Origin of the sequence: Peredibacter starrii (genome assembly GCF_034259205.1) — a bacterium.
GTDB lineage: Bacteria > Bdellovibrionota > Bacteriovoracia > Bacteriovoracales > Bacteriovoracaceae > Peredibacter > Peredibacter starrii.
On record NZ_CP139487.1, the window covers coordinates 3,703,940 to 3,727,361 of the forward strand.

A 23,422-nucleotide genomic window follows, 5' to 3' on the forward strand; every position below is an offset into this window, starting at 1 on the left:
GAGCTGACGGTGAGTCATCCGGAACTTGAACGTTGTATTGAGGTCATCAGGGCCCTTCGCCATCCAAAAACAGGATGCCCGTGGGATCTGGAACAGACCCATGAGACTTTGCTTAAATATTTGATCGAAGAGGCCTATGAATTTGTGGAGGCCGTGGAAAACGGTGATCCAAAACACATGGAAGAAGAAATTGGAGATGTGCTATTTCAGGTGATTCTTCACACTACCATCGGTGAGGAGAAGAAGGCCTTCTCACTAGAATCTGCCGCCAAAAATCTCGCCGATAAATTAGTTCGCAGACACCCTCATGTTTTCACGCAAAAAGATATGAAGCTCACTTCTGATGAAGTGCTGGAGAATTGGGCAAAGATCAAGGTCACTGAAAAAGGTGAACGAAAGTATACAATTGATGAAAAGTACCTTCACGCTCCTGCTCTGGAGTCGTCGTTTAAAATTGGCAAGAAATCCACAACTGTGAACTTTGATTGGCAAGATCATCAACAAGTGATGATGAAAGTCGAAGAAGAATGGCAGGAAGTAAAAGAAGAGCTGCCACCCACGGGCCAATATAATAAAGAGCGTGTGAAAGAAGAGATTGGTGATCTTCTTTTCAGTGTTGCTCAGCTTGCTCGTCATTTAGATTTGAATCCAGAAGAGTGCTTAAGAGACGCCAATAAAAAATTCATCAAGCGCTTCCAGAAAGTGGAAGACATGGTGAAGGCATCTGGCCGGAAACTAGAAGATACTCCGCAGGAAGAGCTGGAAGAATACTGGGTTAAAGTAAAAAAAGTATGAAGTTGAAGTCAAAATTCATCAAACTTAACGAGGCCCAAAGACTATATGGTTTGGATAAACCCATCATCGGTCTTACGGGGGGAATTGCAACAGGTAAAAGTACTGTGACCAAACTCCTTGAGGCCCAGGGTCTGGTGGTACTGGACGCTGATCGTTTAGTGAAATCAATCTATCAGACCCAAGAAGCAAAAGATTTCATCAAAACAAACTTCCCGGAAACTTGGGTAAACAGTGAAATTAATTTTCAGAAGCTAAGGGAACTCTTTTTCCATAATCCTAAAACGAAAGAAGCAGTTGAAGGCTTTATCTATGCTCGCCTCCCTCAGGCATTTGCAAATGCGGCCGCTCAGAATACCAAGCAACCTTTCTATATTTATGATGTCCCTCTTCTCTTTGAGAAAGGTCTGGATCAGAAAATGGATCTTTCCGTTCTTGTGTACGCTCCAAGGAAAATTCAAAGAGCAAGACTGATGGATCGGGACGGACATATCGAAGAAATGGCAGAAAAAATTCTTACTCATCAGCTAGATATCGAAGATAAGAAACTAAAAGCGAATTTTGTGATTGATAACTCTGCGGGAATGGAAGAACTTGCAGCAGAAGTTAAACAATTTCTGCTACAAGTCTTTGAATAATTACTTTTTAATTGGCATGCACTTACCTCTGGCCGGACTTAGAAACCCCGCCTCTTCGGTCTGCACACATCTAAGACCTTTGTCACAAGTGTATTCCTGATTGCCGCTCGAAAGACGCTTTCCTTTGGCGTCCAGAACGATACAGCTTTGTCCTTGTTGACCTCTGAGCTCACATTGCATGAACTTTTCTCTGGTGTTCTCCACACAGCGGGCCTTGTTATTATTTTTTGCCAGTGTGATCACTTCTTTTTTAAACCAATCGCCACAGTGGGCATCCGTAGCGCATTTATTTTTTGGATGGGTGAAACGAAGACTTGCCACCATGTTCTTCATCATCACATTAAGCGCACCTTTTACAGTGAGATTATTTGTTACACGCGCATTTAAGAAATCATTATGACAAAGCTCGACCATTGAGTTCATCGTTACTTTCTTTCCAGCGATTTGTTCCGGAAGGAGTAAGCGTCGAGAAGCGATATTCACTGAATTAGAAAATTTCTTGGATACACCGGTAGAACCACCAATTCCCGCAAAAGTAAAACCACCCGCACCGGCGTATTCAGTTTCAAACTCTAGATCAGCATCACAGTTAAAGCTAATGAAGCGTCTTTTGTTTTTTACCACTCTTCCCATGCGGTCATAAGTCGTGAAGTCAAAAGAACCATCAGATTTAAGGGCCGGCTGCATGCCTTCCGTATTAACCGTCACATTTGTTTTATATTCACGTCTAAAAGCAATGGCGGGACCTGCTTCCACACCGATTCCCATGAACTCAACTCTAACTTGTAGAGAAATTTTTGAATCTACCTTACGACTATCAACCGATTTCATGGTATTGCCAGCGGAACTGATCCAATCAACACTTTCTCTGTCTGAAGTAAGTGATTCAAGAATATCGGCTTTTTTAGTGTAATTAAGTCTGCGGTTATCACTGGTTGCCATGGCCGGCGGAAGCATGTCCACACCTTCTTCGTTCAAGAAGTTAGATCGCTCCTCCACTCCCTGCATTAAGGCCATTTGAAGATTTGATAGATCTAAATCAGCAGAAACGGCCCCTCTTTGAAGAGCTTCCAGTGTATCAAGAGAGATTTTTCTCATTTCATCCTGAAGATCAGGTGAAACAAGCATAAGGTCTTTTTCAACAGCATTGCGAATCTCTTCGGCGGCCTCGTCAGCATTGCCCGATGACTCAAGTGCGGCCTCATAGGCCTTGATGATTTGAATTTTTACTTTTTCAGCGAGTAACTGCGCTTCATTCTCGGCACGCTTTTCTAATGATAGGTTGAGCTTCTCGTAATTAAGTTCACGATGGAAGGCCTCAACACCTAGAGATGTTGATTTGGTGAGCTCTTCAAGGAACTCCACTCGGTTCTTCTTTTCTTCGAAACTTACCGATCCCATGGCGGAAAATGAAAAGAGAGCTGCCATAAAGATCCAACGCGTATTCAACATAGATACTCCTCACTATTGAGGACATTGTATGAGGAATCGATGATCCAATCTTTAGGTTTCGAAAGGGCAGTAAAGTTTACAACTGGCCCTTGTCAAAAATTTAGACAGTGAGCTTACTTGGGTATTGGAAGTTCTGGATTTTTTTAAGCCACGGATCCTGGAATGAAAGAGCGACCGCTACGAGTTTTAGACCCTCTCTATTCTTATTTCCTTTACCGTACTTGGGATCACCCATAATCGGATGACCTATATGATCCAGGTGGCGTCGAATCTGATGAAGCCTACCGGTTTCGATGGTGACTTTTAAGTGACTTTGATTGTTTCTCGAGGCCAGAACTTCAATGTGCGTAATCGCCTCTTTATCGTCGAGAGAGGCATTGATCGTTTGCTTTGAACCTACTTCCATCTCACCCAAGACCACGGCTTCGTAGGTCTTAGAAATAAGGTTCTTTTGAAAGAGGTCACCCAGCATTCCGGCTGCCTTTGAATTGTAGCCGACGATCATGGGACCTTGGGTCTCACGATCAAGGCGGTGAACGAGAAACACTTCTTTCTTTCGGGCGACTTCTACATAACGAAGTAATGAAGCATGATCTCCGGCTTGTGAACCTTGTGGAACCACACCTGCGGCCTTAATCCAGACTCCATAGTTCTGGTCTTCATATAGACACTCTGATTCTGTTACGGCCGGAAGTTTTAGAACTTTCGGGTCATAGAAACATTGCACGAGATCCTGCGGACCAACCTGTTCTTTAAGACCACGAATGCGAAGGGTCTTGCCCTTGGCATTTCGTTGAATCCAGACCGCACCCTTCTGGGCGGCATCTGCTAGTTCTTGTTCAGGGAGTTTAGTGAGCTTTTGAAGAAATTCTCCCAGCGTAGTTCGCTGGGAGAAGAATTTACTTACGGGAGCTTTAAAAATTCTCATTTAAGAAAGGAACGACTCAAGGGTCTCAGTCGACATTGCCTTGGCCTCATGGACCTTATTCAGGTCTTTTTTCATCAGAACATGAAGGCACTTGAAGCTTTCGATGATCTTGGCCTCATCAGTAGATTGTGCTTTCTGAATTCCAAGAAGAGCTTCTTTCATTTCGTGTTCTTTTTGAGAAGTCGTGAAATTGAAGTTGGTCTGCTCAACTGGTGATTTCTCATGCATCATGTGAAGCTTATTAAGAAGTACATCCAGCTGAGAAAGCTTCTTATCAAGTGTGTGAACATTGAAATCTAGTCTCGCCAGTTCATCTTTATATCTCATGGCAAGCTTCTGTTGGGCCTCATCAAGCGGCGGAAGTTGCCCGAATAGTGAGTTATTGATCGAAATAAGTTTGGCCTTAACTTCCATCAATTCAAACTTCAGCTTCTTATAATCAGTTTTAACGCCTTCAAGTTGAGTCATGATGTCCATGGTGTCCTTGGTCTTCTTGGTTAGTTCAAGGGTCACTTGCTGCATTTTCTGTGCATCTGTCTTTAAATCATCATTGTGCTGAAGGATCGACTTATTAATGTGCATAAGTGATTCCATTCTTTCTACTGAACCAAGGAAGGTATCGCGTAGATCGTTTGCAAGCTGGAACTCCTGCTTAATGATGTCTTTCTTTTCTTCTTCGATTTCTCTCATGCCTTCGATTGTCTCAACATACGATTCATTTTCTTTCTCAAGATTACGAATGGTATGAAGGCATTCATTTTTTTCACCATTTAATCTTTCAAATAGAGTGACCAGTGTCTTATAAAGATCATTCAGATCATTGTTCTTAAAGTCTTTTTCAAGAAGACGAATTTGATCCTCATCCAGGCTATCTTCATTCCAGTGAGTGATGAAACGGTTGAGAGCTTCACGAGAAAGGTTCACTTGCTCATTGATCGCCTCTTTCACCGAAACCAGAGGATAGAAGAAAACCATTACGCGGTCTTCACGGTTCACATTGATGGGAGTTACATACATCTCGTAAGGTTGAGAGGGAGCGTACTCGTCTTGCTTAACTTTCACAGGATAGATGCCAGCAATCTTGTTTACCAGGGCCTGATAGATTGGATCTTCATCAAGATTCAGGTAATCACGAAGATAATCCCAATTAAAAGCATCACTTCTAACTTCTTCTTCGCTTAGGTAGAACTGCTCAAGGAAAAGGTGGTTGAACCAAGTTAGTTTGAAATTAGTATCAATCATACACCCACCGAACGGCAGACCAGTATGAAGCATTGAACCCAGGTTCAATTTGATTTTCAATTCATCTAAAAGACGAACGATATCGTCACGAGTAAGATCTGAGTAATGGTCCATCATGAAACGCTGATCGCCCATGATGCCTTTCTCGATCACACCTTTAACTTCCATCTCAACTTGTTCGCCCATTTTCACTTTCTGCCAACGGAACAAGTAGGCCAGACCCATCCAAGCAATCACGAGGAAGCCCACCATTCCAGCCAGCATCAGCACGAGTTGGTTTTGTTTTTGGAAGCGCATGCCTTGGATGTCAGAGGCCTTCTTTTCTACATCAATCATCCATTGCGAGAGAGCGAGTGAAGCTTGAGTAACATGGGCCTTAACATCACGAGATTGTGAACTTAGACTTCCAAGAAGCTCAAGTTCATTATTCATAGATGTGAAACGATCCAGAAGAGCTTGTTTTTCACCATCAGTCAAAGAAGAACCACTTACAAGATTTTCCAGACGCTTAAGATCAGTGCGAAGGTAGCTTACTTGAACAGAACCACTTACATTTTTTGGATTGAGTTGATCCAGACGTTCTTTCATTCTTTCAGCGAGAAGTTCAACGTTGCTATATTTTTTGCTTTTAGCAACATCGTAAAGCGAAGCAACTTTATTGCGAAGGACTTTAAGGGCATCAGAAGGATCTGACATTCCGCTGGTGTTGTTGATGAGACGATTAAAAGTACGCATACCAAGGCTTAAATCTTTGCTCGATTTAATCTCTAGTAGCTCTTCGGTCTCAGCAATTTTTTGCGAGAGTTCGCGAATCTTATCGTTGGCCTTGTCGGGTTGTGCCCATGACAAGTGCTTTCCGATTTTCTCGAAGCTCATATCTTTCTTAAAGTGATTAATAAGAGAGTTTATTTTGAGGCCACGCTCTTCTTCCGTACTTTGCAAATGATTTAATCTCAAAGCAAAGAGAGTCGAGCCCACGCCAATTATGACAGCAATAACAAATATTCCGTGTATTACCCACTGTCCGCGATTAAAGGTCTTTTTCCAATCCATTGAAGTCACCCTTTTTAAGTAAAATCCTGTACTTAATTTTCTGACAAATTGCGACGGATTGGCTACCAGCTTTAAAAAATAAAAAAAGCCCGAGTTGTTAACTCGGGCTTCGTTTTTAAAAACTTTGTTTGGGAAATTAGCTGGCGAGATCTTCGTAAGACTCGAACTGGTTACGAAGCTTGGCCTTAAGCTTTAGGATCGCCTGAGTGTGAAGCTGAGACACACGTGACTCAGTTACATCCAGAACCTGGCCAATTTCTTTCAGGTTAAGGTCTTCGAAGTAGTAAAGAGAAAGAACCAGGCGCTGCTTTTCAGGAAGGGCCTTAATACCTTCTTTGATGATCTCCTGAGCGCGCTTATAACCAACAGCTGTCTGAGGGTTGGCACCACGAGAAGTCTCCATAAGAGAGACCATGAGCTTCTTATCACCTTTACTCATTGCCGCTGCATCTTCGATATTCAGAAGAGAGACCGACTTTGATTTATTGATAAGCTCATGGAACTCATCCATCGAACACTGTAAGTGTTCGCACATTTCTTCATCTGTAGCTGGACGGCCCAGGTCTTTTTCAAGCTTGGCATACGCCTTCTCTACTAGCTTGGCCTTTTCACGAACTGAACGAGGTACCCAGTCCTGAGAGCGAAGTTCATCAAGAATCGCTCCGCGGATACGGAATTCAGCATATGTTTTAAATTTGTTATCACGTGATGGATCGAATTTCTCAATGGCATCCATAAGACCGATAACACCACATGAGATCATGTCATCAAGTTCAATATTTGGTGGAAGACGAGAAGCGATCTTCTGGGCGATATAACGAACGAGTGGAGCGTATTCAAGAATAATTTCATCTTTGACCTTAGGGTCAACAGTTGAACGGTAGTCTTTTAAATTTTTAAGTTTGGCCGTGAGTGATGACATTTTTGAGCTCTCCTGCTTTTACCGTTTAGTGAACATCGTGTTCATAGGCCAACTGACTTGTCCCATTCAGAGGAGAAGTCAGCGGTCCACCTACTTTTTCGGTGAACCCATATAAAAGTTTAACGAAGTTTTTATTCCATTCATTTTTGTTTTCAGAGAGGAAAAAAGTATCAAATCCTGAGGCATCTACATCGAATTTCTGGATCCCTCCAAGGATATGCGTGCGAGCACCAAGGAAATTCTCGATAGTTTCACTCAGGGTCATCACCACTTTCTGGAACTGTTTCTCGCTCTGATACATGTTCACCAGAAGATGGTTCTCTTTGATCCCGAAGCGGGTCGCAAGAAGCTTCACCAGTGAGTATGAATCAGTGATTGATGATTTATCCGGAGTCACAATCACCCAACGGTGATCGCAATAAGCGTTTAACGTAAGGATTTCTCTAGACACCCCTGCCGGGCAATCAAGCAGGATGAAATCGTATTCATGCTCATGTGAAGCGATAATATCGATGATGATTTCGTCGAAGTTTAGTTTTGATTCAAAGACCGAGATTGAACCGTTACATGCCGGAAGCAAGTGGAAGTTTCCTTGCTGAATCAGGCAATCTTCGAAATTCGCCTCTGCAGAGAGAAGTTTTTCGAATTTATTATCAAGGGGAAGACCCATCTTGATCGCTGTATTTGAAAGATTTGAATCGCAATCAATCAAGAGTGTGCGGTGACCAGCGAGTGCCAGTTCTTTTGCAGTCTTTAATGCGATTGAGGTTTTACCTACTCCGCCCTTTCCACCCGTGATGGAAATTTTAGTACAGGCGAAATCACTAGCTCGTCTTAGTTCTGACTTCTTGGTGGGATTGTTCGTGGTCGAAAACGATTGAAGCCACTCGCTAGTTTTGTGCATAAACCTCCTGTTAATTGCACATCATTGAAGCTTTAGATCTTGCCTAACATCCTGTCGGGCCTAAATAGAGCTAGAGCTTTGAGAACTTAGAACTGAAAGAGACCTGACATCAGTCTTTCAGCTGTCGCACCTTCGATATCATCCGGAACTACTGGTCCTGTTCCGAAGAATTTGAGAGGAAGCTTGTTGTGGGCCTTATGAACGTTGAAGAGAGCTCCGAAGTTCATACAGAGGTCCACATGAGAAATGATAACACCGTCTACAATCTCCTTGTATCGGGCAATTATTTTTCGGTTATATAATTCAGAGTGAATCGCCGAAAGTGTGCATAGAACTTCTACGTGCTGGAAACCACGTTTCAAAGTCTCAACGAATTTTTTTGTTTCATCCGTGTATTTGCTATTCAGGCGTACATCCACCAGGACAGATTTGCCGGCTTCCACCGCTTTACGAGATAGGCCTACTACTTCTGAGAAGTTTTGCACCTTCTCGACCTTGATTCCAAACACCTGGGCGGCAAAGTCCGTAGAAGCGTTATTTTGAGCGTCTTGTGAGTACTGGATAAGAACCACGTCCTTCTTCAGAACCGCGATTTTAGTGCCCATTGTGCTTTGACCAGAGGCCGCTTCAGAAACCAGAACCGTCACTACCGGCTCGCCTGATTCGATTTTTGCAAATAGAGGAATCGAAGTATTAATTGAGCTCGCCATTTCCTGCAGAGCAAATTCGAAAATCACATCTGGATTCTCAAGATCTTCTTTCGAAAGTTCGTAGTTGGCCTTCTTGATGAGCTCAAGAATATGGGCCTCATCAACATCCAAAGTTTTAAGTGTTGTACGAAGCTGGAAAATCCCCTTCGCTTCATTCAGGTGCTTTTGATTGAACTGATAATTTTGTGAAAGCTCCATGATCTTTTGCTCAAGGAGTTCCATCTTATGCTGAGTCGTTCTTAGTTCTTGTTTTAGTTCATTATAAGCTTCACGGCTTACTGTCGAACCCGCTGGTGCTGCCGGAGCTTGTGGCTCACGAAGAGGATTTCTTGTGATCTCAACTGTGTCTTCCGTCATCTGTGGCTGAGGAACTGGACGCTCTTGACGAGGTCTCGCCTGCTGAACCGGACGGGCCTGTTCACGGCTTTGAGGTGGCTCAGCATATTTACCACGATTCGATGGACGAACCGGCGCCGGTGTATCATCGGCGGAATCAATATCAAATCCAGAATCATCTCCGTCAGTCAAAAAATCATCCAGACTGCTTTTGATGAGTGAAGAAGTTTTTGTCGTCATGTCCGCCAGGCCAGCAGAACCTTTAGCAAGTGTATTCACCACTTTGTTAAGTCCCATGCTGCCGTAGCCGGCCTGACCTGCACCTTGTGCATCCTGACCGTTATATTTTGTAATTGTTTCTTTAATGGTAGAGGCGGGCTTTTGGTAAAAAGCTTCTTTTTGTTCTGTGTTCAAAACTTTATCCACCTTTGCCTTCTTCTCAAAGCTTCGCTCAGAGATGGCCGCTGTGATCTCAATGCGCTTTTTCTTAAAGGCACCTTTAAGACCATTGTTAGTGATGGTTTTCAGAATGATGGCATCAGGACCAAGTTCAACTTTTACCTGTTTTAAAGCTTCTTCTAATGTGTCAGCTTCGAACTTCTTGACGAACATTCTTTACAACCTCACGGTACCGAGAGATCTGATATTGACTTCTGGACTAAGTTCATTATGGCTCACCACAATCATGTTGGGAATGAATTTTTCAGTCAACTTCTTGAAATGACGGCGGATAACTGGTGAGCAAAGAATCACCATTTTCTCCCCTTGCGAAGTTGCTTCTTCAATCTTCTCATTGAGTGAAGCCAGGATAGTTTGAGTCACTTTAGGATCGAGGTTTAACTGCGATCCATGATCAGTGTGGATAATTGAACGGGCAACGGCCTCCTCAAGACTACGATCCAACGTAAAGAGCGGAACGTCTCCCTGAGAGCCTTTAATTTTTTCTGTAATGGTCCTATAGAGGGCCTGACGAACGTATTCAGTAAGGGCCTCAGAATCTTTAGTTCCAGTACCGTATTCGGCCAGAGTTTCAAGAATTGTGCGAAGGTCTCGAACTGAAACGCCTTCACGCAACAGGGCCTGCATAACTTTAAGCACAGTTCCCAGAGGCATAATGTCCGGAACAAGGTCTGAAACGATTTTCGGATTGTCTTCCTTGAAGTTATCAAGAATCTTAACCAGTTCCTGACGACCAAACATTTCAGAAAGGTTCGCTTTTAGAACTTCAGTTAAGTGAGTCGCCACAATTGTTGAAAGATCAACCACTGTATAACCATTGTATTGAGCTTCATCTTTACGATCATCAGTGATCCAGATCGCAGGAAGACCGAATACAGGTTCCTTCGTCTCGACTCCGTCCATCTGCTCAATCACCGTTCCCGGGTCCATTGCCATCATATGATCCGGCATAAGTTCACCGCGAGCGATCTCAATCCCTTTAAGTTTGATTGAGTAACCGCCTGGCTTAAGCTCCAGGTTATCCTTGATTCGAACTGAAGGAATGATCATCCCCCAATCAAGAGCAAATTGTTTTCTGATGTGTGAAATACGTTCAAGGAGATCACCGTTTTGTTCAGCATCTACAATTGAAACAATTCCATACCCCACTTCAAGTTGCACAAGTTCAACCGGAAGAAGAGATTCAAGCGTTTCAGCTTTCGCTTTTGCTTCAGGAGCAAGAGCGGCCTTAACTTCAGCGGCCTTCGCCATTTCTTTGTTCTTCTCTACTTTGTGTCCAGCATAACCAATCAGACCACCGATCATCAGGAACGGGAAGGCCGGGAAACCTGGAATCAAACCGAAGACAGCGATTGAAGCCGCTGTGATATAGAAAGCTTTTGGATGGGCCGTGAATTCTTGATTCACCTGCTTACCAAGGGCCTCAGAGTTTGAGTTACGAGTTGTGATAATACCGGCAGCAGTCGAAATCACGAGTGCCGGAATCTGTGCAATAAGTCCATCACCCACAGTCAGGAGTGTGAAAGTTCTGGCCGCATCTGAAAATGCCATATCATTTTGGGCCACACCAACAATGATACCGCCTACGATGTTAATCGCTGTAATCAAAATACCGGCGATGGCATCACCTCGAACGAACTTCGAAGCACCGTCCATTGACCCGTAAAAGTCTGCTTCTTGAGCAACTTCAGCACGACGGCGTTTCGCTTCTTTGTCATCAATCAGACCAGCATTCAAGTCTGCATCGATCGCCATTTGTTTACCAGGCATTGCATCTAACGTGAATCGAGCACTTACTTCAGCTACTCGACCAGCACCTTTGGTGATTACGATAAAGTTAATGACCACGAGGATCATGAAGATAATGATACCCACAGCATAGTTACCACCTACTACGAATTCACCGAAGGCCTCAATGATGTGACCAGCGGCCTTTGTACCATCCGCTGCTCCGTGAAGAAGAATGTTTCTTGTTGAAGCAACGTTAAGTGAAAGACGTAGAAGTGTTGTAATGAGAAGCACTGATGGAAAAGTCGAGAAATCCAGCGGCTTTCTCGCGTAAACCGACATCAAAAGAATTCCGATTGATGTTGCAATCGAGAATGCCAAAAACAAATCCAGAATAATTGGAGGAAGTGGAACAACCATCACACCCAGGATTAGAATTAATCCTAGAGCAATTGCTAGTTCTGAATTTTGAGAAAAGACTTTGAGCTTTTCTAAAAACCTGTCCATGGTCACCTCTTAAAGAGTCGCTCATCCTGAGCTAAAAATTTGTTACTTCAAAGCTTTCTGTTTACGTTTAAGCTTATAAACGAAAGACAGAATTTCCGCGACCGCTTTATACAATGTTCGAGGAACTCCATGTCCCACTTTCACTGTTTTATATAACGTCCGCGCCAGCATGATGTTTTCCACGATCGGAATATCATTTTCCTTCGCAATCTCACGAATTCGAAGGGCCAAATGATCGGCACCTTTTGCCATCACGGCCGGTGCTACCATCGTCTCTCCATCATACTTCAATGCTACACTAATATGCGTTGGATTTGTAACAATTACGTCTGCCTTCTTTACATCATCCATCATCCGCTTTTGTGCCATCTGACGTTGGATCTGACGGATCTTACTCTTTACTTCCGGGTTACCATCTTTCTCTTTAGCTTCTTCCTTCGCTTCTTGTTTGGTCATCATCATTTTTTGACGGTAGGACCACTTTTCCCAACCAAAATCGGCCAGGGCCACAACTCCCAGACCTAAAAGAATCGAGAATCCAAGTTTCACCATCAGGTATTTACCAAACATCAAAGATTGTCCGGCATCTGAATGTAGGAAACCAAGGAAGGAACCAATGTTATCTTTCATCACACTGTAAGTGATCGCAATCACCACCGTGAACTTAAACACACCCTTAACTGCTTCAACCAGAGACTTCTTCGAGAAGATTCGTCCGAAACCTTTAAGTGGGTTGATGCGTTCAATGTCAGCGTTCAGGATTTCCGGGGAATAAAGAAAACCGATTTGAATAAATTGCGAAAGGACTCCTAAACAAACTGAAGCTCCAAACGATGGTGCTAAACATTTAACCAACGTCCACATGGTTTGAGCGATCACATCGGCGAACTTCTCTTTGGTGTAGATCATCTTAAAATCTAAGCGATACATCCAATCGATATATTCAGTGAACTGTTCATAGATGAACACACCACAGATAATTAATGTGAGAAGTGAGCCCGAAAGAAGCAATACAGATGAAAGCTCCTTTGAGGAAGCAACATCACCCTTTTTGCGAGATTCATCGATCTTATACTGGGAGGGCTCTTCGGTTTTTTCGTCGTCGTTCTCGTCGGCCATCCTATGCCTCTTAGATTAGAATGAGAGGAATTGAAACCACTCACCTAGTTTTTCAATATATAAGTCATAACTCACCTGGAAAAACTCCTCTGCTATTCCTAAGAAGAGAAGAAGTCCCATGCCGATGTTTACCACGAAGCTCACCATCAAAACGTTCATTTGCGGAACTGTTCTGGCGACGATTCCCATAACCAGGTTCATCAGCAAGTTAGCAAAAATCAGTGGTCCCCCCAGAAGGATGGAAGCACTAAATGCCGACTTAAAGAATAACACGAAATATTCCGGCGTTTTCAGCATTTTGTCCGCATTTAAGAAATTGACAGAAAAAAATGACTGAAACACTCCCTTGAACATTGGAACCAACGCTCCGGAGGAAAGAACTAAAATAAGCAGGGTCCACTCAATCAATCTTTCAAAAGGACCCACTTGCTGGCCCTGAGATGGATCGAAGTAACTGACACTGTTAAAGCCAATCTGCATAGTCAGAATGCTACCAGTTGCTACGAATAGACTCATAATACACTTCACCAGAAATCCAATAATTAGGCCGGTACATGTATGGAACATCATCAGAATCCAGATGTGATCCACCCCGACCATATTGATTTCTGCAACAAGCGTGCCGCGAAGATCAGGAAAGAAGGCAAATGAGATGGTGAATGCAGAGAGTACTTTTACTAAGTTAGGAACGGCCACGTTATCAAATAGCGGAAGCTGCATTAAGACTGCAGACCAGCGAGCAAAGCTCAGCCAAAAGGCCAAGAAGGCAACTTGATCAGAAATCGTTACGTTCATTAACGCCTAATCAATTCCGGGATGCTTGTGAAGTGATCGTGGGTGTAACTCACCATGGTTTCCATCATCCATGGACTGAAGATTACAAGTGCCGCAATAACCACAAGGATTTTAGGAATAAAAGATAATGTTTGTTCGTTAATTTGAGTAACGGCCTGGAAAATCGAGACAAGTACCCCGACTACCAGAGCGCCGATGAGCATAGGAGCAGAAAGCATCATAGTGACTTTGATCGCTTGATTCACTACCTCAATGGCAAATTCATTTTCCATGAGATCTCCTAGGTATTAAATGATCTGAGGATTGCACCTGTCACCAGCTGCCAACCATCGACCAAAACAAAAAGTAATAACTTAAATGGCATTGAAACCAGCATCGGCGGAAGCATCATCATCCCCATCGCCATCAGAACCGACGCCACCACCATATCCAGAACAATGAACGGGATATACAGGAGGAAGCCAATCTGGAACGCTGTTTTTAGCTCTGAAATAATGAAGGCCGGAATCAGATAATGAGTCGGAACTGCATTGATATCTGATGGTGCCGCTGCATTTGTTACATCATAAAAAAGACCGATATCGGCCTTGCGAACATGCTTCTGCATAAAAGCACGAAGGTCTTTCTCCAGCCCTTCCAGCGCTTTAGTCGCATCAATTTGTTTTGCTTGATACGGTTTAAGACTGTTCTCATAAATCGATTTTCCAGTCGGCATCATCACGAAGATCGAAAGGAAAAGTGCGAACCCGATGAGGAGTTGGTTCGGTGGCATGTTCTGCGTTCCGAGAGCTTGTCTCATGAACGACAACACCACTACGATACGAGTAAAAGAAGTACAAAGAATAACAATTGCTGGGGCGAGGGTAAGGATTGTAAAGAGAAGTAATACTTCGAGTGTGTCGACAAGATTAGTTCCTTGGCCAAAGTTTACAGCGACTCCGGGTAGATTCGCCGATTGAGAAAATGCCGAACCCGCTGCGGCCAACAATACAAAACCTAAACCTAACTTAGAAAACTTATTCATTAGTTGAACTCAATCGGCTTTAGCTTCTTGGCCTTCTTCTTGAGTTCATCTGAAAACTTCACGATGTCCTTTGCTGTAAGAGCTTGAATGCCCTTCTCTTCAGGAACCGGAGTTGATTCATTGATGTTTTCTTTGATTTTGAACACCGGCCCTTGTTCCTGAGTTTGGATTGAACCAAGATTTAAATCAAAGTTTGTCCCAGTAACTTCCTTCTCTCCTTCTTTGATAAGGCCCGTTGTATCAGTCATTTCTGAAAGAAACTGAATGCCGTTTTCAGAGTTAGAAACCAGGAAGATCTGTTTGTGTGCCTTCACCACCATAAGTGAACGCTTAGGCGCCACATACGTCGTTGAAAGAACCTGAATCATTTGTGAGTTGTTTAAGAAACCAAGTTTTCCACGACTGAATACGCCCTTCTTAAGAAGTTGAACAACGCCGTAGAACAGACCAAGAACCATCGCAAGGAACACTGTGAACTTCGCCGCATATCCAGCGAATGAAAAATTGTCCGCAGGTCTGGCAATCGGAGCCGGAGTTTCAGCAGGTACCGCTTCACGAGCGATACCGGCCTGCTTAGTATTTACTTCATCTTTCTTTGTTTCTGCTTTGGCCGCTTCTGCCTTCGCAGTACTTTCAACCATCAATTTATTGAGGTAGTCCTCATTCAACTGATCTTTTGAAACTTTGTTTTCAGCTTTCTTTTCAACTGCTGGTGCGACCGGAGCTGCTGGAGTTTTCGCAGGACGAGTGGCCTCTGCTTTCGCTGCTACAGGCTCTGCCTTCTCTACTTTTCCACGAGGGAAAACCACTTCGATATTTTTATTTTTCCAACCAAGGTTCACACCATCAGCATCAACATTGTATGGAAGAACCGCTTTCACGATCGCCTTACCATTTAGAACATTTGCTGAAAGAACCGCACCACTTACTGTTTTAGAGAAGCCACTGAAAGCGTCGGCTTGAGTAAGTGTGATTTCGATTGTTTTACCGTAAACGCGCACATCAGGGAGTTCGTTAGAACGGCCGTCCAGAGCAATATTTACATATCCGTTGGCACCGCTAGTTTTAAGATCCACAGACGTCACTTTGACCCCAGCTTGGGCACCTAAAGTCACCATGGTTCCGAGTGCTAATGTAATGAACTTCCTATTCATAACCATCATCCTTTCTTATTTCCAGAACTTACTTCAAAGACTCGATTCTCTCGAGTGGGCTAATGATATCTGTGAGACGGATCCCGAACTTCTCGTTCACCACCACGACCTCACCTCTTGCAACCAGCTTGCCATTCACCAGAACTTCCAGTGGTTCACCGGCGAGCTTATCAAGTTCCAGTACTGAACCCTGACCTAGTTGAAGAAGATCTTTAATGATTACTTTTGCACGGCCTAGTTCCACACTCACTTTCAGTGGGATATCCAGGATGAAGTCAAGATTCTGAACCTTGAGCTTGTTTAGAGCATCATCACCCGCTTTAATCTGATCCGCTAATTCGCGAATAGCATCTTTGTTGTTGTCTGACATTTCAGTTGACGCCATATGAGTGTTTCCTTTTATGTAATTCTACGGGTGACTTGTACTGCTCGATTACCTTTGTAGACACCGATCAGGCATTTTAGTTTTTTTGACTCTTCAATCTCGAGATCCAGCTCACCTGAAACTTCCTGGGCCAGAGGAATGATGTCTCCGACCTGAAGACCGATAAGATCTCCGATCGACATTTCCGTTTCACCCAGTTTTACAACTGCAGTGGCCTGAGCGTGCTGAACGTGTTCCTGCATTGAACGAGTCCACAGAGTGTCCACCACATCATTATCAGTCTGATAACTTGAAGAGAGTTTCTGTTTAATTGGTTCAATGGTTGAGTACGGGATCACCACCATGATGGTTCCCGAAGCAGATTCAAACTCAACTTCGAATGTTGTTGTGATAATTACATCTGAAGGTGGAACCACACCCACGAACTGCGGGTTGATCTCAGTACGAACATACTGAGCATCGATTCTATGAACTGGTGCCCATGCTTCTTCAAGATCATTGATGGCCATATCCATCACACGTCTCATGAATGAAAGCTCAATCGAAGTGAATTCCTTCCCTTCAATCTTTGTGAATGGACGGTCAGTACCACCGAAGTATGAATCGATGATGGCGTAAGCGAGCTTTGATTCAAATACGATCAGGGCAGGACCACGAAGTTCATTGAAACGCATGATACACATACACGAAGGAATCGGGAGTGTGTTCACGAATTCACCGAACTTCAACAGATCTGTCGAGATCATTGAAATGGTAGAAATCTTACGAAGCGAGTTTGAAAGGGAAACTCGGAATTGACGAATGAATCGTTCGTAAATGATCTCCAAAATCGGCATTCGACCACGAATAACTCGGTCTTGGTTGGTGAGATCATACGGCTGAATGTTTGCATCGGATTCTTCTACTTCTCCGAAACCATCCATTCCACCAGAGCTTGCCTCTGATGCCGAACCAGAATCACCATCATCATTAACGGCATTAAGTAATGCGTCTACTTCGTCTTGGCTCAATACTTGGGCCATGTTCCCCTCCTGGGACTTAACCGCGTTAGCGGCGACTAAAAAGCATCCTGCTAATTAGTTGATTTGGAAGCTGATGTAGTAAATATCTTCCACTCTTCCATCAACCAAAAATGAATTGATAGAAGCTTTAATCTCTTCTTTTAAATAGCTCTTCCCTTCTTTTTTAAGAAGGTCATCCGCTCTCTTGGTGTTCAGAATGCTGATGATAGTGTCGCGAATTTGCGGCTTACGAGCTTCAAACTCAGGAGCCTTAGCATCATCACTCATTTTAAGAACAGCATCGAGACGAACATAGCGACGTGGACCTTCACCTTGAGCAAGGTTCACAGTGAAACTATCAAGTGGAAGAAGGTTTTCTTTCTTCACTACTTCAGTGGGCTTTTGTTCACCAGCTGCTTCACCGTCTGCTGTTGCTGCAGGAGCATCTTTTTCTTTTAGGAGTTGAGTAAGGTCAGGGCGTTTCGCTTCCATTTCCATGAATTTCCACTGGAAGAATGCCACTGTTCCCATCGCAACGATGTTAACGATCATGAGGATAGTTAGTAATGGATTTTTACTACTAGAATTTGAAACCGGTCCTGGTTTATTTTCTTCAGCCATTGTTACCTTTAAAGGAAAATGCCCCTTCCTGGGGCCTTGTCAAAATTATAACTTCCATTGGGATTTGAATCAAGAATGTGGTGTTCTGTAAGGAATATTTTGCCGAAAATACCCGATTCATAGTTGGCACTTTGACCCCGGGTAAGAATTGCCTGTTTGTTTAGTCGGGTTTCAGACAAAAAAAGCCCCGGCAATTGCCAGGGCCCTTTATATCAATTTCTAAAAAGATTAGATGTTGATTTTACCGCGCTTCTTAAGCTCTTCGATTAGACCATCGAAGTGACTTGTAGGGTAAGCACCTTTAACAGGCACACCGTTAAGTAGGAAGCCTGGAGTACCTTGGAAACCGAACTTCGCAGCTTCTGCCATATCAGCATCGATGCGCTTCTGAACTGCTTCAGATTTTGCATCTTTCTCAAGCTTCGCCATATCAACTTTAAGTTTCTTAGCTTCAGCTTTTAGGAATGATTCACCATTCTGAAGAGCACGTTGATTTTTGTAGATAGCATCGTGGAATTCCCAGGCCTTTTCTGGGCTCTGAAGACGAATTGCTTCGTAGTACTGAGCAGCTGGCATAGCTTGTGGGTGGAAGCTAAGTGGAAGGTGCTTATATACGAAACGGATTTTACCTTCGTACTTTTTCATAAGCTCCATAACTGTACCGTAACCACGAGAACAGAAAGGACATTCGAAATCTGAATATTCAATTAGCGTGATTGGAGCATCTTTGTTTCCACGGAAGCTCTCATCAGAACGAATTTCAGCTTGTAGAGGCTTATTGAAAGACTCTTCAAGAGCTTTCTTCTCTTCTTCCTCACGACGCTTGCCTTCTCCTTCTTGAGCGGCCTTAACAGCATTGTTAAGAGCATCGATGAATTTATTTGGATTAGCTTCAATAGCTTCAGTGATGATTTCAGGGTTTTCCTTGATCATTTTTTTTAGGTCGTCTTTCGACGTACAAGCAGAGGCCACAACAAGCACAGCTGCAAGAAGCATCATTCTTTTCATGTCATTCCTTTTCTAACGTAGGTTTGGATCATTAATAAATTATCACAAGGGAGAGGGTTTTCAATCTTTGCTCTCAGATTTGGCCAAATTATTTTGAACGTAATCGAGATATTTGTTGAGCTTTCTGGTGTATTCACGAATGTAGGCATAACCCACAAGATGTACCCGACTATTATAGTTTCCTTTCATGAAAGCACGCATCGTAGAAAAAATTCCAAAGGCCGCACCTGAAACTTTTGCATACAAGTGAATCCCTAGGAGTATATAGCTTACTGCAATAAGAATAACAGTCAGCACCACCATATCATCCAGAACGTACATCTGGTCACTGAAGTACTTGTTCACAGTTTTATCATTGGAAAGAGTCTTGGTGGCCAATTCAACCATCGAAATGAAAACGGAAGAAGAGTTTTCAGTAATAAAGACCGCACTACTGATACAGATAATCACCATCAATAAGCCAAAGTGAAGCATGAAGATTTTATCAGTAACAGGCTTGTGGATCTTTGAGAATTGAGGAGGAATACTGTGACTAATGATCACACCTTTCTTTCTGGACTCCCTCAGAAACTCAAAGAAGAACTCTGAGAAACGAGTAAGAAGTTTATACGTGCTAAACTCATCAACTTTATAAACTGTGTTTGGACTCTCCAAAACATTCTCACAGTACTCGCCAATTCTGCGGAATGGATGAAGGATCAGCCAGCCGACATAAGTACCAATGAAGAACAACAGAATATGATAGGCAAAGAGCAGAGGCAGATTATCAATCGCCTCTCCGATAATCGACTCGAAGAAAAGATTTTGATCCATCAGATCCGGGGATCCATGCGCACGGAAAAAATAAAAATTAAGGCGCATGATTTGAAACAAAAAATAATAGATAAAAAGATTAATACAAAATGAGATCGCAGAAACTTTCAGGCCCACCGATAAAATAAATCGACTGTCCTCAGTTTTGAAGACCCTCTTGATTTCAGGGATAGGCGACCTTAAGAAATTGGAAAGCATTCCTTAAATCATAAATTAAATCTAAAGTCTTAAAACTAGGCAGTTTTTGAGCTTTTTTCCCCGACAAAGATGATCAAATTCAAAATATAACTAAAGTGAACACCCTTCCTACCCGATAGGTTGACGAGAATCGTTTAAGACGAAGGAGTCTTATCATGAAATCGCTTGGTCTATGCTTACTAAATGTCGCTCTACTCGCCATGCTTGTGGCTTGTGGGAAGGACAATGAATCAGGCAAGTCCTCAACATATAGTTGCGGAGCAAATGGAAACTATAACTGTTACACTGGATATCCAGGTACTACTGGCGGCTATAATTGGAATAACCCTTATGGCCAGGGCTATAACGGTGTTGGGACTGTGATCCCCAGTACAAACCTACCACCGGTTGTTTACAACCTTGTTTCAAATTATCGCTGTAGCTCGACAGGCGCAGTTGCAAGGATTCCGATTTCAATTCCTCTAACGAATACTCCATATGTAGTTTCACCTGGTGATTATCACGTTGGTGTTACCTCGTACGGAGACGTTGCAATGATTGTAGGACAAGCTACTGGTCAGGCACCTCTATTCGTAGGTTTTATGTGTCCTCGTTCATTCACAAGCGCAGGTCAAGGTCAGCTTGTTAACATTGGCTTTGGCTCAGCTTCAGCACGATGTCCGGGCATTAAGCAATTAAGTAAAGCAACAGTTATCTTCCCAGGCGGAGGAACTGCTGAATTCCGTGAAATGACATTCGGTGCTTATATGTCAGGCGCGCCTTTCACACCTTACTGTATGTAAATTAAAAAAATACTAAAAGGGAGTCTTCGGACTCCCTTTTTTATTTTTGGGCGTTGATAAAAGCGATGACACCCGCTGAGATACTGCGAGCAAGTTCGTTCAGATATTTTTCCTCATTCACTTTTTTAAGTTCATTCGGATTAGAGACAAATCCTGCCTCAACTAAGAGACCCGGACGTTTTGAAAGAGCTAGAACGTAAAATAACCCAGGCTTCACTCCCCGATCATCAATCTTATATTTCTTAATAACAGGTTTCACTTTCTCATGAACCAGAGATGCAAGCTGACGAGAATGAACAACAGTTTGCTGCACTACCAGATCCACCAGAATCTGATTCACGATTAACTCTTCACCTTGAAGGTTTAAGTTCTCCGCACGCTCAACTTTGTTGGCGGCAACATTTGAGTTGTTATCGAGATAATAAAGTTCAAAACCATGGCTTCGAGCATTCGTTGAAGAATTGAAATGAATTGAAAGAAAGAGATCGGCCTTCACAAGATCGGCCAGCTCAGCTCGCTCCGGTAATGTTACCAAACGATCGATACTTCTCGTAAGATAGGCCGAAGTATGTTTAGAAAGTTCTTCTTTGATTTTTTTTGAAAGTCTGAGGGATAGATCCTTCTCATAAACCTTTCTCGATCTTTTTGGATCAAGATGCCCAATAGCACCTACTTCTTCACCACCATGACCGGGGTCAATCAAAACCACTTTCGCAAAAGCAGAGTATGTAAAAAGTAGAAAACAGAGAGCGAGAAATTTCATATCAGTAAGCTTTCTTCAGTTGGTGCCGAGGGAAATAGAATGAAAGTATCTGGCGATAATCATAACCACGTTTTGCAAGTTCCAGAGCACCCAGTTGGCACAGACCCACGCCGTGACCGTAACCTTGGCCCTTGACCATAAATTCATTGTTCTTCATCGACATAATAAAGTTATTCGAAGGAAGAAGTTCTCGGCCAGCAAGATTTCTCAAATAAGACTTTTTAATAATGTGAAGTCGATCGCCCACATACATTCTGAGTTCAGAATTCGCCAAAGAGTCAGGCATTAGTTTTACATCAGTGCCTTGAATCTCGTCCGCGTAATATCTTTTTAGAACCTGATCCACCATGGATGTAAGCTTTTGGCCCTTAATTTGGTAGTTCCAATCTTTCATGCCTGTCTTCTGACAGAAGGTACAGTTTACTGAACGATATCCTTCTTCCACCCCACCCCAAACTTGGTCCGGTCTAAAAGTTTTTCCACCACATTTAGAGTGAAAAAATGCCGGAGCAATCTTGCCCGAAGGGCCAACCAGAATCATGCCAGAAGTTTCTCTCGAGGCCTGAAGTGTTTTTTGAGTAATATCGTGAAAGGTACCAGACACTTGATCTTTTTCAGAAGACTCTAAGTGATAAAGCTTATCCGGATTATCAAAACCCATGCCCTTCTTGATTCGATCATAAGCATAAGTTCTAGCGGCAACCGCCTGGGCCTTCAGGGCCTCAACAGGCCACGTTCCGTTCATTTCTTTCGAAAGAAGTGTCGTGATGTAATTTTCCATCGGAATAAGATTTACGAGATCACAACTCTCCTGTCCTGGATTAGTAAGGAGCTGAAGTTCACCCTGATATTTATGCTTCCCCCATGAAACAAGACCCGTAGGAGAACTCAGAGACGCCACGAGAAGCGGATTTTTTGGCATCTGAGACTTGGTCTTAGAGGCAGATGGATTACAGTTAAAAGCGATCGTTTTGCGACCGGAGTATTGCTGCTTTTTATGTTGTGTATGAATGGTCTTTTCGAGATCCATTCCTTCAACCACTACTCTCTTTAATGATTTAGCAATCAGGACCTTAACAGAAGGGACAGCAGCATACGACGATGCTGAAAATAGCAAAAGAAAGAAGCAACTTCCTGTTTTTAACATTAATTCCCTTATCCTTGGAAATTAAAATACCCCCTCCATCATACCTAAATTCTAGAAATTCATGGGAGTTTTTTTAAATGCTTCATGATTTTTTGCATGTCGGCCCAGGCAGTTTTCTTCATGTTCTGGTTGGTTTCGATGATGCTTGGGTGGAACAGCGGAACTATTTGAAATGTGCTTTGATTGCCGGCCTTACGAGTGAAGAACTGGCCGTGAACCATAGATAGCCGATCATTTGACTTGAGTATTTTCTGAGTCGCCTTCGCTCCTAAAGTGATAATTACTTCCGGATTGAAGAAGGAAGCGATCTCCATCACCTCATGCGAGTAATCACTTTCATCAGTCCCTTCGACCGGGTAGATGATGACCTCTGAAGGATCCAGCTTCATGGCCATGATCATGCGCTCAAAAAGTTCAGCGGTTTTAAGTGGGAACCCCACGATCAACTCATCAATGAAGCCGGATTTAAGTTCAGCTGAAAGCTCGTCCCACTGACGGAACTTTTCAGACACAAAAATCGCCTTCACTGAATCTTGGGTCTTATTCTTAAGGATGATATCCAAAACTCGAGAGTCTAATTTAAGAGCAGATTTTAAGGCCGTGAGGTCTTGGAAATGTTGAAGCCCTTCCCACCCTGGTTCGGCCTTAACACGGATTTCTCCCCCATCAAGTTTCAGAATACTGTGACCAGTCTCTTCTACTTTCTCCTGGGCAAAGCGCTCAAGGGACTCAAGAACCTGGGCCTTTTCTGAAAAAGCTTCTTTGGCAGGAATAATCGGTTTTGTGGCCTTTATGACAGACGGACTTTTCTTAAGCCAACTCGTTTCTCCCATAAGGGCGTCAGCGAAGGTCGAGGCCTTCGGTGGGTTCCGTAGGGTCAATAATTTTTGCTTAAATAAATCGTCCATACCCATCTTTTAGCACAAAGTGAACGTTCTTTC

22 protein-coding genes and 1 pseudogene are annotated in these 23,422 nt (G+C 43.2%); 3 read left to right on the forward strand and 20 right to left on the reverse strand.

Annotated elements, in window-relative coordinates:
* The first annotated feature begins 9 nt into the window (after positions 1-9).
* Positions 10-795 carry a nucleoside triphosphate pyrophosphohydrolase gene (gene mazG, locus SOO65_RS18505; RefSeq protein WP_321393943.1) on the forward strand — a complete coding sequence of 262 codons (786 nt, stop codon included), beginning with the start codon at positions 10-12 and terminating at the stop codon, positions 793-795.
* The gene (coaE, locus tag SOO65_RS18510; protein WP_321393946.1) at positions 792-1,430 is read left to right on the forward strand and encodes a dephospho-CoA kinase; all 639 of its coding nucleotides are present in this window, start codon (positions 792-794) and stop codon (positions 1,428-1,430) included. The genes mazG and coaE overlap by 4 nt, the downstream gene beginning before the upstream one ends.
* On the opposite strand, the gene SOO65_RS18515 is transcribed toward coaE, so the two are convergent.
* The 17 genes and pseudogenes from SOO65_RS18515 to SOO65_RS18595 form a co-directional block, all read right to left on the reverse strand.
* Complete coding sequence (locus SOO65_RS18515; protein WP_321393951.1) at positions 1,431-2,882, reverse strand: hypothetical protein; 1,452 nt, start codon at positions 2,880-2,882, stop codon at positions 1,431-1,433.
* 100 nt (positions 2,883-2,982) lie between these two features.
* Positions 2,983-3,810, reverse strand: a complete 828-nt coding sequence (locus SOO65_RS18520) for an RluA family pseudouridine synthase (RefSeq protein ID WP_321393955.1) — start codon at positions 3,808-3,810, stop codon at positions 2,983-2,985.
* Positions 3,811-6,105, reverse strand: a complete 2,295-nt coding sequence (locus SOO65_RS18525; protein WP_321393957.1) for a hypothetical protein — start codon at positions 6,103-6,105, stop codon at positions 3,811-3,813.
* A 136-nt stretch (positions 6,106-6,241) separates the two neighbouring features.
* Positions 6,242-7,027 (reverse strand): FliA/WhiG family RNA polymerase sigma factor, encoded by a 786-nt coding sequence (locus tag SOO65_RS18530; protein ID WP_321393959.1) that lies wholly within the window; start codon positions 7,025-7,027, stop codon positions 6,242-6,244.
* A 25-nt stretch (positions 7,028-7,052) separates the two neighbouring features.
* Positions 7,053-7,931: a MinD/ParA family ATP-binding protein gene (locus SOO65_RS18535; RefSeq protein ID WP_321393962.1), complete on the reverse strand. Its 879-nt coding sequence runs from the start codon at positions 7,929-7,931 to the stop codon at positions 7,053-7,055.
* An 86-nt stretch (positions 7,932-8,017) separates the two neighbouring features.
* Complete coding sequence (locus tag SOO65_RS18540) at positions 8,018-9,589, reverse strand: hypothetical protein (RefSeq protein ID WP_321393966.1); 1,572 nt, start codon at positions 9,587-9,589, stop codon at positions 8,018-8,020.
* Between the two features lie 3 nt (positions 9,590-9,592).
* Entirely contained in the window at positions 9,593-11,671 is a 2,079-nt protein-coding gene (gene flhA / locus SOO65_RS18545; protein ID WP_321393968.1) for a flagellar biosynthesis protein FlhA, read from the reverse strand.
* 42 nt (positions 11,672-11,713) lie between these two features.
* Positions 11,714-12,790, reverse strand: a complete 1,077-nt coding sequence (flhB, locus tag SOO65_RS18550) for a flagellar biosynthesis protein FlhB (protein ID WP_321393971.1) — start codon at positions 12,788-12,790, stop codon at positions 11,714-11,716.
* A 15-nt stretch (positions 12,791-12,805) separates the two neighbouring features.
* On the reverse strand, positions 12,806-13,585 hold the full coding sequence (locus SOO65_RS18555; RefSeq protein ID WP_321393974.1) for a flagellar biosynthetic protein FliR: 780 nt from the start codon (positions 13,583-13,585) through the stop codon (positions 12,806-12,808).
* Positions 13,585-13,857, reverse strand: coding sequence for a flagellar biosynthesis protein FliQ (gene fliQ / locus SOO65_RS18560; protein ID WP_321393978.1), 273 nt, complete (start codon positions 13,855-13,857; stop codon positions 13,585-13,587). The genes SOO65_RS18555 and fliQ overlap by 1 nt, the downstream gene beginning before the upstream one ends.
* Positions 13,858-13,865: 8 nt before the next feature.
* Positions 13,866-14,609, reverse strand: coding sequence for a flagellar type III secretion system pore protein FliP (gene fliP, locus SOO65_RS18565; RefSeq protein WP_321393980.1), 744 nt, complete (start codon positions 14,607-14,609; stop codon positions 13,866-13,868).
* Positions 14,609-15,763 (reverse strand): flagellar biosynthetic protein FliO, encoded by a 1,155-nt coding sequence (locus SOO65_RS18570; protein ID WP_321393983.1) that lies wholly within the window; start codon positions 15,761-15,763, stop codon positions 14,609-14,611. The genes fliP and SOO65_RS18570 overlap by 1 nt, the downstream gene beginning before the upstream one ends.
* A 28-nt stretch (positions 15,764-15,791) precedes the next feature.
* Positions 15,792-16,046, reverse strand: a pseudogene (gene fliN / locus SOO65_RS18575) (flagellar motor switch protein FliN); the annotation flags it as partial.
* A gap of 116 nt (positions 16,047-16,162) precedes the next feature.
* Complete coding sequence (gene fliM, locus SOO65_RS18580; RefSeq protein ID WP_321393989.1) at positions 16,163-17,170, reverse strand: flagellar motor switch protein FliM; 1,008 nt, start codon at positions 17,168-17,170, stop codon at positions 16,163-16,165.
* Positions 17,171-17,224: 54 nt separating this feature from the next.
* Positions 17,225-17,770 (reverse strand): flagellar basal body-associated FliL family protein, encoded by a 546-nt coding sequence (locus SOO65_RS18585; protein ID WP_321393992.1) that lies wholly within the window; start codon positions 17,768-17,770, stop codon positions 17,225-17,227.
* Between the two features lie 228 nt (positions 17,771-17,998).
* Positions 17,999-18,778 (reverse strand): DsbA family protein, encoded by a 780-nt coding sequence (locus tag SOO65_RS18590; protein WP_321393995.1) that lies wholly within the window; start codon positions 18,776-18,778, stop codon positions 17,999-18,001.
* 60 nt (positions 18,779-18,838) lie between these two features.
* Positions 18,839-19,591 carry a hypothetical protein gene (locus SOO65_RS18595; protein ID WP_321393997.1) on the reverse strand — a complete coding sequence of 251 codons (753 nt, stop codon included), beginning with the start codon at positions 19,589-19,591 and terminating at the stop codon, positions 18,839-18,841.
* Positions 19,592-19,944: 353 nt separating this feature from the next.
* Here SOO65_RS18595 and SOO65_RS18600 point away from each other — a divergent pair, with 353 nt between their 5' ends.
* A complete protein-coding gene (locus SOO65_RS18600; protein WP_321393999.1) occupies positions 19,945-20,571 on the forward strand; it encodes a hypothetical protein in 627 nt (208 codons plus the stop codon).
* 40 nt (positions 20,572-20,611) lie between these two features.
* On the opposite strand, the gene SOO65_RS18605 is transcribed toward SOO65_RS18600, so the two are convergent.
* The 3 genes from SOO65_RS18605 to SOO65_RS18615 are packed head-to-tail and all read right to left on the reverse strand — an operon-like array spanning position 20,612 to position 23,389.
* On the reverse strand, positions 20,612-21,334 hold the full coding sequence (locus tag SOO65_RS18605; protein WP_321394002.1) for an N-acetylmuramoyl-L-alanine amidase family protein: 723 nt from the start codon (positions 21,332-21,334) through the stop codon (positions 20,612-20,614).
* A gap of 1 nt (position 21,335) precedes the next feature.
* Positions 21,336-22,481: a SpoIID/LytB domain-containing protein gene (locus SOO65_RS18610; protein ID WP_321394005.1), complete on the reverse strand. Its 1,146-nt coding sequence runs from the start codon at positions 22,479-22,481 to the stop codon at positions 21,336-21,338.
* A 59-nt stretch (positions 22,482-22,540) separates the two neighbouring features.
* Entirely contained in the window at positions 22,541-23,389 is an 849-nt protein-coding gene (locus tag SOO65_RS18615; RefSeq protein WP_321394009.1) for a uracil-DNA glycosylase family protein, read from the reverse strand.
* Positions 23,390-23,422: the final 33 nt, after the last annotated feature.